General features: G+C 63.8%; 9 protein-coding genes and 1 pseudogene. 5 read left to right on the top strand and 5 right to left on the bottom strand.

Annotated elements, in window-relative coordinates; all coding sequences use genetic code 11:
* Positions 1 to 59: 59 nt before the first annotated feature.
* Entirely contained in the window at positions 60 to 3947 is a 3888-nt protein-coding gene (locus tag G3I17_RS35205; protein WP_275402631.1) for an amino acid adenylation domain-containing protein, read from the bottom strand.
* A 76-nt stretch (positions 3948 to 4023) separates the two neighbouring features.
* On the bottom strand, positions 4024 to 4689 hold the full coding sequence (locus G3I17_RS35200) for a hypothetical protein (RefSeq protein WP_164602922.1): 666 nt from the start codon (positions 4687 to 4689) through the stop codon (positions 4024 to 4026).
* An 874-nt stretch (positions 4690 to 5563) separates the two neighbouring features.
* Here G3I17_RS35200 and G3I17_RS35195 point away from each other — a divergent pair.
* The 4 genes from G3I17_RS35195 (at position 5564) to G3I17_RS35180 (ending at position 9331) form a co-directional block, all read left to right on the top strand.
* The gene (locus tag G3I17_RS35195; protein WP_164602920.1) at positions 5564 to 6439 is read left to right on the top strand and encodes a glycosyltransferase family 2 protein; all 876 of its coding nucleotides are present in this window, start codon (positions 5564 to 5566) and stop codon (positions 6437 to 6439) included.
* Between the two features lie 76 nt (positions 6440 to 6515).
* On the top strand, positions 6516 to 7526 hold the full coding sequence (locus G3I17_RS35190) for a hypothetical protein (protein ID WP_164602918.1): 1011 nt from the start codon (positions 6516 to 6518) through the stop codon (positions 7524 to 7526).
* Positions 7519 to 8886 carry an FAD-binding oxidoreductase gene (locus G3I17_RS35185; protein WP_164602916.1) on the top strand — a complete coding sequence of 456 codons (1368 nt, stop codon included), beginning with the start codon at positions 7519 to 7521 and terminating at the stop codon, positions 8884 to 8886. Before G3I17_RS35190 ends, G3I17_RS35185 begins: the two co-directional genes overlap by 8 nt.
* Positions 8887 to 8905: 19 nt before the next feature.
* The gene (locus G3I17_RS35180; protein WP_164602914.1) at positions 8906 to 9331 is read left to right on the top strand and encodes a GtrA family protein; all 426 of its coding nucleotides are present in this window, start codon (positions 8906 to 8908) and stop codon (positions 9329 to 9331) included.
* A gap of 229 nt (positions 9332 to 9560) precedes the next feature.
* Here the strand turns inward: G3I17_RS35180 and glf are convergent, their stop codons facing one another.
* A complete protein-coding gene (gene glf / locus G3I17_RS35175) occupies positions 9561 to 10775 on the bottom strand; it encodes a UDP-galactopyranose mutase (RefSeq protein WP_164602912.1) in 1215 nt (404 codons plus the stop codon).
* Between the two features lie 176 nt (positions 10776 to 10951).
* Positions 10952 to 11215 (bottom strand): annotated as a pseudogene (locus G3I17_RS35170) (transposase); the annotation flags it as partial.
* A 50-nt stretch (positions 11216 to 11265) separates the two neighbouring features.
* Between G3I17_RS35170 and G3I17_RS35165 the strand changes: the two are divergent.
* Entirely contained in the window at positions 11266 to 12414 is a 1149-nt protein-coding gene (locus tag G3I17_RS35165; protein ID WP_343238536.1) for a hypothetical protein, read from the top strand.
* A gap of 224 nt (positions 12415 to 12638) precedes the next feature.
* On the opposite strand, the gene G3I17_RS35160 is transcribed toward G3I17_RS35165, so the two are convergent.
* Positions 12639 to 13228, bottom strand: a 590-nt coding sequence (locus G3I17_RS35160; protein WP_239063248.1) for an IS3 family transposase, incomplete at its 5' end; no start/stop codon positions are given.

The raw sequence follows: 13228 nt of genomic DNA, 5'->3' as shown, positions 1-13228 counted from the left end.
AGGAAGATGTCAAGGACGGGGGCGGCGGCGTTGCCGGGCTGGTTGCGAATGAGGTCGCTTCAGGCGTCCAGGGGCATGTCGGTGAGCGTGTAGCCGGCTGTCCGCAGGTGGCCGATGATCGTGTTGAGGCCGGTGCGGTGCGGGTTGGTCAGGTGAAGGACTCTTCCGGGTCCAGGGGTGGCGTCGGCGATGGCTCGGGCGATGTGGTCGACGGGGACGAGGTCGTAGCTGGCGTTGATGCCGGTGGGGACTGTGCCGGTCTGGATGCAGCCTTTGAGGATCTGCCAGAGGAGGTCGCGGGTCTGGCAGGCGCCGGTGCGAGTGTGGCCGAGGATGCGGGGCAGCCGGTGGATCGCGGTCGATAGGCCGCGTTGGTCGGCTTGGCGGACCAGGTGTTCGGCGGCCCATTTGGTCTGGGCGTAGCCGCCGCGCAGTGCCTCTGGCGGTCCGGGTGGGTCGGACGGGGTGATCGGGCCGCCGTGGGTGGGTGGCTGGGCGAACACCTCGATGGTGGAGATGTGGTGGAAGGTCGACGGGCGGTGCCGGGCGGCCAGGCGGAGAGCCTCCTGCGTGCCGACGACGTTGGCGCTTTGTAGCGCGGAGTAGGGATGTACGGCGCTGACGTGAGCGCCGCAGTGGTAGACGGTCTCGACGGTGGCGGCGAGGTGGTCGAAGTCCGTCTCGGTCAGGCCGAGCAGCGGTTGGGATAGGTCGCCGGGATGTGCATGGACCGAGTGGTCGAGGGCATCGTCCCACAGGTCGTAGGCGTCCATTGCCGTGCGGAGGCGGCGGTGGGCAGTCGCCGCGTCGGTGCCGCGGACCAGGCAGTGGACGGTGTGGCCGCGGTCGGCCAGTTCGCGGACGAGGAAGGCGCCCACGAAGCCGGTCGCGCCGGTTACCAGGCATTCGTCGCCGGCTGGGTGGGAGGCATTGGCAGCTGGAACGATGTCTGGGGCGAGCAGTGCGGCGAGGTCGGGCCGCTGTTCGGGTTCGGTGGTACCGGTCAGCAATTGATGCAGGTGGTGGGCGAGTTGGCGGGGTGTGGGGTGCTGGAAGGTCGCGGTGACCGTCAGCCGGATTCCAGTGAGGGGGTGCAGGCGACCGAGCAGGGCAGTCGCGGCGAGGGAATCGATGCCGGCGTCGGGAAAGCGCTGATCGGCCTCGACCGGCTCCAGCGTGCCGAGAACCAGCGCGGCCTGGACGCAGACCGCTCCCAGCAGGTCTTCCAAGGTCTCCAGGAGTTCGACGCCGGCCGGGCCCGCAGGTACGGGCCCGGCCGAGGCGGGGTCAGGTAGTGCGTTGCGGTCGAGCTTGCCGTTCGGGGTTTCGGGCAGTGCGTCGAGCTCGACGAGGGCAGCGGGGACCATGTACCCGGGCAGCCTGGATCGCAGGGTTTCGCGGAGCGCGGCGAGGTCGTGGCCGGTGGGAGTGAGGTAGCCGATGAGGCGGTCGTCGCGGACGATGACGACGGCGTTCCGGACGGCCGGTACCTCGCGCAGGACGGCTTCGATCTCACCGGGTTCGATCCGGTGGCCGTGCAATTTGATCTGGTGGTCGGCGCGGCCGAGGCACTCCAGGGCGCCGTTCGGCGACCGGCGTACCAGGTCTCCGGTGCGGTAGAGGGTGCCGGGGCCGAAGGGGTCGGGGACGAAACGCTCGGCGGACAGGTCCGGCCGGTTGCGGTAGCCCTGGGCTACGCCGTCCCCGCCGATGTAGAGCTCGCCGGGCAGACCGGGTGGCAGCAGGCGCATGTGATGCTCGAGGACGTGGCAGGTCGTGTTGGCGATCGGCGTTCCGATGGTGACCTCTCCGCCGGGGTGGACGCGGGCGGCGGTGGACCAGATGGTCGTTTCGGTAGGTCCGTACAGGTTCCACACTGTGTCCGCGCGCTCCAGTAGCGCGTCGGCCAAATCCCGGGGTAACGATTCCCCGCCGCACAGCACCCGCAGACCGCGAGCATTGGTCCAGCCGGCGTCGATGAGCATCCGCCAGGTGACGGGGGTGGCCTGCAGTACGGTCGCGTCGCTGACGGCCAGCAGGTCTCGCAGGGCCGGGCCGTCGTCGACGACTCCCGCCGGGGCGATCTCGACCGTCCCGCCGGTGATCAGCGGAAGGAACAACTCGAGGCCGGCGATGTCGAAGCAGATGGTGGTGATCGCGAGGATCTTGTCGGCAGCGGTGAACCCCGGTGTGGTGGACATCGAGCACAGGAAGTTCGTCAGCCCGCGATGGGTGACCTGGACGCCCTTGGGCCGGCCAGTCGACCCGGAGGTGTAGATGACGTAGGCCAGGTCATCGGCCTGCCCCGGCTGGGGTTGGAGCGGTACGTCGGGTAGTGCGCTCCGGTCGAGGATCACCTTGGGGCCGGGCGCATTGTGCTCCAGGCTCGCTTGGGTCACCAGGAGTGCGACCTGGGCGTCGGTAAGCATGTAGGCGATCCGGGCGGCGGGGTAGACCGGGTCGAGCGGTACATAGGCCGCGCCCGCCCTCCACACTGCCAGCAGGGTCACCAGCAGGTCGGCCGACCGCTCCAGGTACACACCAACCCGGTCGCCGGGGCCTACACCGTGCGCGGCCAGCAGCGCAGCCAGCCGGCCGCTGCGCTTATCCAGCTCGCGGTAGCTCAGCTGCTGTCCGGCAAAGACCACCGCTACGTCACCCGGGCGGGCCTTGGCTTGCTCGGCGAACAACTCATGTGTGCGCAGGCCGCGCGGGTACTCCACCCGGCTCGCCTCGCCGTCAGCCACCAGCCTCCGGGCCATCGCGGCAGACACCAGCGGCGCGCGGAGCGTCCCATTGGTGGCTAGGGCCGCGCAGTACGCGGCGAAGCCTTCTGCGAGGTCTGGGTTGTCGGTCAGCCAGGTACAGGCACCCTCGCGGATCCGGATCACCAGCTCCGTCCCGGGAGCAGGCGCCGCTTCGGTCCCGACCTCGATCAGCACTGGCAGGTGCGGTGCGGCCAAGCTCGGCTGGCGGACCAGCAAATCCCGCAGATAGCCGGTACGGACCTGCTGACCCGTCCGGAACGGCACCACCTCCGACAGCAAGGCGTGCGCCGGCGAACGCAAGCCGATGTCGAAGACCTCCTCGCCTGTCAGCTCGCCCAGGTAGGCCACGACCGCGTCGACCACCGCCTGATCGGCCATCCCAGCCGGCATCTCGGCTGGATGAGCGGTGCCGAGCGCGCTCAACCCGCGCAACGGCCGCAACTCCCGCAAGCGCTGCCGCCAGAACGGTTCCTGCTGCAGGCCGACACGCTCCGCTTGGGTCGCGTGCTCGTCCGGCTCCGGCAGCACGATGCCCGGACGGAGCTCATGTGGACCGACCTCCACCAGCAGATCGCCCGCGCCGGTCGCCACCCGTGCAGTCGTCTCCTCCACGGCCACCACGGTGCCCGGCGCATCGCCCGACGGCCGCTCGCACACCCGTGCACTCCGCACCAACAGCCAATCATCGGCGGTCCGTACCCGGCACACACCGAACCGATTTTGTCCCGGGCCGAAGTCCGCCGCCCGGACCAGAGCGTCCAGCTCGACCGCCGTACGCCGCCACGACAGCATCAGCCCGGGCCGGTCCAGCCTGCCGTGATAGGTCCGCCGGGCCAGGTCCTGCGGAGTCCGCCGCTCCCTGCCCTCGCCCAGCTCATCCACCAAGACCGTGAACGACTCCAGTCTGGCCTGCAAGCACTTCAGGTTCAGCGAATGGCTCGTCTCGTCCGCGGCCACCGGGAAGGATCGCTGAGCCAGGACGTCGCCCGCATCCGCCTCCTGCGTCATCACGTGCCAGGTCACCCCGTGCACAGTCCTACGGTCGGCCACCGCCCACGCCGCAGCGTTGACCCCGGCGTCCAGCGGCAGCAACGCGTCATGGAAGTTGAGGGCAGATTGGCCACCACGGCCAACTTGCCTCTGACCTGCGGTTTCCTTGTCATCCGTTGTCCGCGCCAAGCATCACTTGCCAACGTCCCACGGAGCAGTGACGTAGCAGCTAGTTGCGGGCGACCACGTGTGTGGCGAGCCGGGTCTAGCCAGCAGGTCGTACCTCTAGTCCATCAAGAAGCCACCAGCTGATTCGCTGCCACGAGCAGAAGGTCTGGATGGTCGCGTAGTTGATCAGCGCTGCTCGACGGTCAAGGCCAAGGTTGGATCGCGCAAGAGATTGCTGCCATCTGTCGATGACCCCACGGAGCGCTGGGTTTCGCTCGCGACACACCACAGCGACGGTGTCCAGGTGGCGTTCCAAACCCTCGTACACGCTGACCTGCCCGACAGTTTCCGCCACGGCAGGTTGTCTGACGAAGAGCTGCTGCAGGGTCGAGAACGGCAATTCGGCACCATCGGGATTGCCTTGTCCGGTTGTCCCCGATACCTGATATGTCCACACCTTGTGACTGCCGAGCTCCTCCGGAGACACGTGCCCCGACCGCGCGATGACTTCTCCAGCCAGCTGGGCCGCCTCCAGGTCGGAGAGCAGATGGAACGCGGGGGCTGCGTATCTCACGGTGACATCACCGGCCAGGCTCCTGTCCAGCCGGCGCAAAACCCTATGCTGCTCAGCGGCTCGGACGAAGCGATAGTACGGATTCGACCAGAGCTTCCATTGCGATGCATTGGCCGTCGTGAGGTACTCCGGTCGCTTGAACTGCAGCATCAAGCTGAGTGGCATCCGAGGCAACTGCTCGGCATTCACGGTTCCACGCTTCGTCGCGCCCCAGTGCGTCGGGAGCAGTGAGAGCCCAGGCGGCCTTGGGACCTTCAGCAGCTGCCAGATCAAGTGATTCGGATCGGGGTCCGCTGCCGAGTCAAAGCCCACCAGACCCTCGAGAACCTGTCCTGGCGAGAACATACGTGGATTCCCGCCAGCGCCGGTCGCCAACTCAACGTTGTATGCGCACTCGTACGTCTTCTCTTCGAATTGGGATCTGACCACGCTAAGAGCATCCCGCAATGACAGCGGCCAGGCTAGCCGGAAGGCTAGGCGCTGGTTAGGTAAAGCTGTCGCAGAGATCTGCCCTCGACGCCCGAAGCCGAAGATCTACCGCCTCACTGACCACGCTGCCACGGCCCGGTCACCCACCAAGCTGCGACCGCAATCAGGCAGCCAAACCATTCGCGCGACAGCCACCCGCCCTACGCATCTCGACCGTGCGCTCGAGCTCGGCGTTCTTCCGCTTCAACTCACGGATCTCACGCGCCGACTCAGAAGTCACCCCACTGGCCGGGGTCGATCACGGCCTGGCGGACCGATCGCCGCAACGTCTCCGCCGTCATCCCCCACCGGCCCGACATCGCCATAGTCGCGTCGCAATCAGACTCGTGTGCATCAAACCGGGGTGGGACAGATTGCCGCCATCGGGTTCCGTTCATTTTATTGGGGTCTCGGCTAGGAGGCGCCCCCGATGTGACTGAATCTGAAGGGCGTGACGCTATCCGGGAAGATCGCATACTCGTCGCTCCCGGAGCCGCTTTGGATACCTACTGATGCACCTCGCTGGTGGCCGGGTTCCGCTAGGAAGGTAACAGGTCGCAAGAATCTCTTGGGTATCGAGTGAAAGGCAACTTAGATGCATACAACCCACGCATGGGTGGAGCAATCGTCGGAAGTCAAGCGCGAACTCGCTGTCGTAGTCCCTGTATACAACGAAGTCGGCTGCATTCGACAGGTGTTAGAGGAGTGGATTGCGACGCTCGACACAGCAGGGTTGACTGATGAACATATGGTGCACATGATCATCATTGATGACGGGTCCACGGATGGCACCAGTCAGATATTAGCCGAACTGGCAACGAAAGATCAGCGCCTCAAGGTCGTCAAGCAGAGATGCGGCGGGCACGGCCCTTCTGTTATTCACGGATACCAACTCGCTTTGGAAAGCCAGGCGGAATACATATTTCAGATTGACTCCGATAATGAGTTCGAACCTAGCGAGTTCGCTTCGCTATGGGAGCTCCGCGACCGCGCCCCCTTCGTGTTGGGTTGCCGTGTGCGACGAAACTCGCCGCTTCACAGGAGGTTCATTTCGCGCTCACTGAGGCTACTCCAACGAGTGCTATTCCAGGTCAACATTCCCGATTCGAACGTTCCGTATCGACTGATGGGCAGAAATTACCTCAACTTTGCACTCAAGCACATCCCGAGCAATGTCTTCATTCCAAATGTGTACATGTCGATCGTCGCGCATGCCCTGCAGGTCCCGGTCGTATATGTTCCGATTTCTCATCGGCAGCGGACAACGGGAAAAGTCTCGATCCATGGCTGGCGCCTGCTGCGGGTGTGTGCGAAGAATCTTGCGCAACTAGTCGCGTGGCGGACCACGTTCGATCCGATGACCTACAACTTCCTGGCTCACGGCGCCTATTTCAGTGGTGCGACGGCCGCATCGAGCGGGCACCTACCCCGCGGCGATGTCGCGGCAGAGCGACTCAAGAAGATCGCCTGAGATGGGTGGGAATGCCGAAATACCGGCCACGAGTGATCTCGACCGCCTGAAGGACCTCCGAGACCACGGAGGGGGCATGAACGTTCGAATGTCACAACGGCAACCGTATCGCCTGCTGGCCTTCGCAACCTTGCTCGCCGTGATTATCTGGGGCACCCTGTGGGTAGGTGTCCTGATCCATGAGTTGTCGCATCTGCTGGTGAGCGGCCTTTTCGGTGCAAAAATGATCGGTATTAAGATGCCGGCGTTCGGCGACGGATACGGAAACTTTTCTTTTGATGACAATGTCGGCAGCCTTCCTAGAGTTTTCCCGTTGGTGGCAGGTCCACTGTCGCAGATCATCTTCAGCCTAGTGGCGCTACGGCAGGGAAGGCGAGTGAAATGGCGATGGCTCGCGCTGGTGCTGGCTGTCTACAGCGTCGCGAACCTCTTGTTCGGCCTGCAATACGTGGCGTCTAGCCTCTACTCTACCTACGGCGACGCTGCCACAGCATTGATCTTGCTATTGCCACCCTGTTCCGAAAACTCGCTGGTCATCGTCAGTAAAATTCTAGCGATCGCGACTGAGGCCACCATCCTAGTCGCTTCCTACTTCCTAGCGCGGCGCTATCTCGAAGTTCAGCAACTCTGGTTTCCTAAGGCAACGGTCGCTGCTAGGTTACGAATTCTAATGGTGACCGCGGCGCCGGCGTCGGCCGTCTTCATGGCGGCGTACGTGCTGACGAACCAGGGCTCTCCAAATGTGTTCTTCGGTGGAGATGCCAAGTGGAACATTCCGGCCCGTGATCTCCAGATCCAACAGTACGCCGAAGCGGATCGAACAGAGCCTACGACTGCGGCGGAAGTGTGTCGCCGTGCAGTCAACAAGTACGCGAACCAATTGATCGGCGACAGGCCGTTCGCGAAGGCCCGGGCGGTCGAACAACTTATCGCTTGCGCCGAGGTCCCTCCGCCGAAGGGGCAACTGCCGCTGCTTCCCTTCAGCGGGGCCTTGGTGGCATTGGGGGGCCTCGCAGCGCTACTGAGAGCCAGGTCCGCTGACCAGCATCATCAGGATGCAGGGAGAGGGGGCAGCCACGATGGGTAGTGAGAATGCAACGACACCGCTGGCGTGGAACCGGGTTCACCGGCTGAGTCAAAGGGTGGTCGAAGCACCACGCGAGGTCAGGGACCTCGTGACGTTGAGTGATGCTCACGGCACATTGCTGCCGCGCGGCTATGGGCATTCCTACGGCGACAGCTGCCTCAACGGTGGTAACACGTTGCTGGACATGACCAACCAGAACAGGGTTCTGTCCTTCGACACAGAATCCGGTCTGATCAAGTGCGAGTCAGGCGTAACGATCGGCATGATTCAGCGGCTGGCTGCACCCTATGGCTGGCGACTGGCAGTGACGCCTAGTACGCGCCACGTGTCTGTGGGCGGCGCGGTGGCGCACGACGTCCACGGGCGAAATCACCCCGCCGCGGGATCATTCGGCCAGTACGTTCGCGAGATCGAACTCTTGCGCACGGACGGCTCTCGTCGATTGTGCAGTCCCACCGACAACAAAGCGCTGTTTCGTGCCACTGTGGGCGGAATGGGCTTGACCGGGCTCATCGCGAGCGTCGAAATCCAGTTGCGGCGGATCGAGTCCTCGTTAATCGACGCGGAGACCATCGCCTTCTCGAGCCTCTCGCGATTCATCGAACTCGTCGCGTCCTCGATCGGATCCCATGAGTATGCAACCGCCTGGATCGACCTGGCCAACAAGCGGACGTTCAGAGGGATACTTGACTGCGGCAACGAGGCTTCACCAACCCCCGGGCGCGCGGCGGCAACACCTGGTCCCTCAAATAGCGGATTGCCGATACTGAACGTCCCCTTCGAGTGTCCGCAGTGGCTGGTCAATGAGATGTCGGTACGCGCTTTCAACAAGGCGTACCTATTCCGCAGCAAGCGGCAGCGACCGGGTCAGATAGGCTACGAGAAGTTCTTCTACCAGTTGGATGCGGTGAGCCGGTGGAACCGCTTGCTCGGGAGGAATGGTTTCTATCAATACCACTTCGTAATCCCGTCACGTAATGTCCCGGTGGGGCTCCCGCTGCTGGTGGACATGATTCACCGCTCCGGCAACATCCCGTTCTTAGCGATACTCAAGCGGTACGGGACCAACACCTTCCCTGGGATGATGTCCTTCCCGACCGAGGGCCTCGGCGGCGCGATCGATTTCGTGAACAAGGGCCAGCAGACCCTCCGGCTTTTCCATGAACTGGACAAGGCCATGCTCGAACTCGGAGGCAAGGTCTATCTCGCGAAAGACTCGGCATTAACACCAGAGGTCTTCAAGGTGATGTATCCGCGGTGGCGCGAATTCAGTGAGCTCGTCGACCCGCACTTCTCTTCGTCGCTATGGCGCAGGGTGACTGGTGACACGGCGAAATCGACCAGTCCAAGGCGGCTTTGAACGGAGAGGTACCGATCTGGTGAAACCTAACCTGATCCGCCAGATCGGCACGTTCGGCGTCATCGGTGCCGTGTCTGTGCTGGTCCAACTCGTCCTGTATGCGGTCATGCGCGGGTGGTGGGGGGCGCTGTCATCGAACCTGCTGGCACTGACGGTGTGCACCATCCTCAATACAGAAGCCAACCGCCGCTTCACCTTCGGTGCCACTGGCAACTCGGTCGGTCGAGTGCACCTGCAGGGTTTCATGGTGTTCGTGGGGTACTACGTCGTGACGTCAGGGGCGCTACTGTTGCTTGGCATCACGGTGGCCGCGACACCGAGGTGGTTGGAGATCGTAGTGTTGGTGCTGGCGTCGGCGGTTGGCACAGTCGGCCGGTTCATCGTATTGCGTTTGTGGGTGTTTGAACGGGTAGCCCAGACGACTACGCAGGTCCAGATCGACTAGCGCATGGGTACCTTCTGGTCCGCCAACACGCCGCGCGCAGTGCGCGGCGGGCCCCCCCAGCACGGGGGGCCAGCCAGTCGCGCCGCCGTTGCTTGTCCACCACGGCCCAGACCAGGCCGATGCCACACTGTGCTCCGCCGAAGAGCAACAGCGAGCCGCCTTCGCCACCGCCCAGTTTGGCAATGGCACCGTGGACGCAGCCCGGCGCGATGCTCCCCCTCCGAGTGCCCTAGCCGTCCAGCGAACCGTCGAGTGGGGCGCCGGCGGTCAGATGCGGGGAGACCTTGTTGTCGAACACTGATAGTGCCGAACCGATCGCCATGTGCATGTCGAGATACTGGTAGGTGCCCAGTCGGCCGCCGAAGATGAGGTTCTTCTCGGCAGCCTCCGCCTTGGCCAGGGCCCGGTAGTGCGAGAGCTTCTCGCGGTCTTCCGGGGTGTTGATCGGGTAGTACGGCTCGTCGCCGGACTCGGCAAAGCGCGAGTACTCACGGACGATGACCGTCTTGTCCGGCGGGTAGTTGGTGCGCTCCGGGTGGAAATGCCGGAACTCGTGGATGCGGGTGTAAGGGACCGCTTCGTCATTGTAATTCATGACGGAGGTGCCCTGATAGTCGCCGGTTGGCAAAACCTCAGTCTCGAAGTCCAGCGTGCGCCAGCCCAGTCCCCCCGCCGAGTAGTCGAAGTAGCGGTCCAGCGGGCCGGTGTAAACCGTGGTGGTTCCGGCCGGGATATGGTCGCGGACGTCGAAGTAGTCGGTGTTCAGTCGCACGTCGATGTACTCGTGGTCAGCCATCTTCTTCAGCCACGCGGTGTATCCGTCTACAGGCAGACCCTCGTAGGTGTCGTTGAAGTAACGGTTGTTGAAGTTGTATCGGACTGGGAGGCGGGTGATGATTGCAGCGTCCAAATCCTTGGGGTCGGTCTGCCACTGCTTTGCGGTGTAGCCGCGGACGAATGCCTCGTAGAGCGGGCGGCCGATCAGCGATATCGCCTTCTCCTCGAGGTTCTGCGCGTCCTCGGTCTTGATCTCCGCCGACTGCTCGGCAATGAGCGCCTTAGCCTCGTCCGGGGTGAAGGACCTGCCGAAGAAGCTGTTGATCAGCGCGAGGTTCATTGGGAAGGCGTAAACTTGGCCCCGGTAGTGCGCGAACACGCGGTGCTGATAGCCGGTGAACTCGGTGAACCGGTTCGCGTAGTCCCACACTCTCTTGTTCGAGGTGTGGAACAGGTGCGCGCCGTACTTGTGCACCTCGATGCCGGTCTGCGGTTCGGGCTCAGAGTAGGCGTTGCCGCCGATGTGGGCTCGTCGTTCGATCACAAGCACACGCTTCCCCAGTTGGGTCGCCGTCCGCTCCGCGATCGTGAGGCCGAAAAAGCCGGACCCGACAACGACCAGATCGTAGCCAGCATAGATGTCTCGGATGTTCGCACCGTTGCTCACGAAAGCCTAGATTACCTCCCTGTGAATGAACCCCGCACCACGGCATACGCTGGGCGATGTCGCAAAGTTTCACCCTCAGTGGGTGTGAATGGGTTCCGCAAGCCTGACGTGAGGCGCTCGGCATCACGCCTAGGTCGGGTCTGTCAAAAGAACGGTGTAACTCGGGTTGAAGAGGGTTACTTGCGTCCGGCGGCGAGGCGGCCGTCGAAGGCGATCTCGAAGGCGTTCAAGGCTGGTTTCCAGCGCATCGTCCAGCGTTTGCGGCCGGTGCCGGTCGGGTCCAGGCTCATGACTGCGAGGTAGACGCACTTGAGTGCGGCTTGTTCGTTGGGGAAGTGTCCACGGGCCTTGACCGCGCGACGGATCCGGGCGTTCACGGACTCGATGGCGTTGGTTGAACAGATCACCCGCCGGATCTCTGGGTCGAAGCTGAGGAACGGTCGGTGCCGAGTTCGCGGTCAAGTGCCTCGGCCAGTACAACACCAGGCATCTGCTGATCCCGCCGGCCAACGGCATCGAGTTCAAGGTCCACCTGGGATATCTGTACATGAGCCCGGTGTCGGTGCCGGAGGAGCAGATCGCCGCTCGCGTTCCCGAGTTCGAGAGGCGGGCGGGCCACTACTTCCAGAACTGGGACAGTCTGCTCGACGGCTGGCGGACGAAGGTGCGTCGCACGATCGACGAACTGGAGTCGCTCTCGTTCACCGCGCTGCCGCAGGTGGTGCCGTTCGAGGACATCGTGAGCGGCAAGGCCAAGGACGGCTCCGAGGTTCTGATGGAGAACTACGACCGGCTGCTCCAGTTGTGCTATCAGAACTGGCAGTACCACTTCGAGTTCCTCAACCTCGGCTATCTCGCCTACCTGGATTTCTTCGGGTTCTGCAAGGAGCTGTTCCCAGGCATCCCGGACCAAGCCATCGCGACGATGGTGCAAGGCGTGGACATGGAATTGTTCCGGCCCGACGACGAGCTGAAGAAGCTGGCTGCCCTCGCGGTCGAGTCGGGCCTGCAGAGCGCGTTCGACTACACCGACGACGTGACCGGAACACTCGACCGGGTGCTGGCGCTGGAGGGTGGACCGCGGTGGGTCGACGCCTACATCGGCGCGCAGGACCCGTGGTTCAACTTCACCGTGGGCAACGGTTTCTACGGCCACGACAAGTACTGGATCGAGCACCAGGAGATCCCACTGGGCTACATCAAGGACTACATCCGCCGCATCGAGGACGGCCACGTCATCGACCGGCCGGTCGACGCGCTGGTGGCCGAGAAGGATCGGATTGTCGCGGAGTACCGCGAGCTCGCCGACCCCGACCAGCGCGAGCAGTTCGATGCCAAACGCGGACTCGCTGCGATGGCGTATCCGTACGTCGGGAACCACAACTTCTACATCGAGCACTGGACGATGGGCGTCTTCTGGCGCAAGGTCCGCGAACTCGGGAAGGTCTTCGCCGACGCCGGCTTCTGGGCCACGGCGGACGACATGCTCTACCTGACCCGCAACGAGGTGCGCGACGCTCTGTTCGACCTGATCACCGGCTGGGCCGTCGGGGCCGAGCCGACCGGACGTCCAACGTCGCGTCGGCTACCTGTCGTACGCCCGCTACGGAGGCGAAGGTGGTCCAGTTCGCCTCCGTGAGGTTCATCGACGTGCGGAGGCGAGAGGTGTCGAACAAATGCGTGACCGATTGAAGCAGGCCCAATTTGTGGAGCTCTGCGAGTTCGTCGATCAGGGCGGGGCAGCCCGGTTTCGCCACCGACCGTCGCCATGACCGCGGACATGGACTCATGGCGCTGATAGAGGCGCAGCGTCACAGCGGTGGGGACTGCCCCGGGTTCGGTTGACTCGCGGGGTGTGGTGGTTCAGGCCGCGAGTGCGACCGGTTCAATCATCTCAAACTCGATAGGTGTGAGTTTCCCCAGGCGGCGTTGTCGGCGGCGCCGGTGGTGCCTGGTTTCGATCCAGGACGCGATCGCCAGCCTGAGTTCGTGGCGGCTGGGCCAGCGTTGCCGGTCCAGGACGTTCTTTTGGAGCAGCGCGAAGAACGACTCCATCGCGGCGTTGTCGCCGCAGGCCCCGACCCGGCCCATCGAGCCGCGCAGTGCGTGGGCTTTGAGGACCCGGACGAATTTCTTGGACCTGAACTGGCAGCCGCGATCGCTGTGAACGATGAGCCCGGCAGCAGGCGCACGTAGTGCGATCGCGTTCCGCAGCGCCGACACCGCCAAAGATGCCTTCATGCGCGAATCGATCGAGTAGCCGACGATCCGGTTGGAGTAGACGTCCTTGATCGCGCACAAATACAGCTTGCCCTCGCTCGTGGCATGTTCGGTGTAGGGGTCGGACCTGGGCGCCCTGTCAGCCTTTCGGCTGGTGGGTTTCCCTGGCCCGCCCTCCGAACCGGACGTGCGACTTCCACCGCATCCGGCTCTCCACGTGTTCATTGCGATGG

The sequence above is a fragment of the Streptomyces sp. SID13031 genome, assembly GCF_010548305.1.
GTDB lineage: Bacteria > Actinomycetota > Actinomycetes > Propionibacteriales > Kribbellaceae > Kribbella.
The sequence above is the reverse complement of the archived record's forward strand: the minus strand, read 5'-3'. Positions and strand labels throughout refer to the sequence as shown.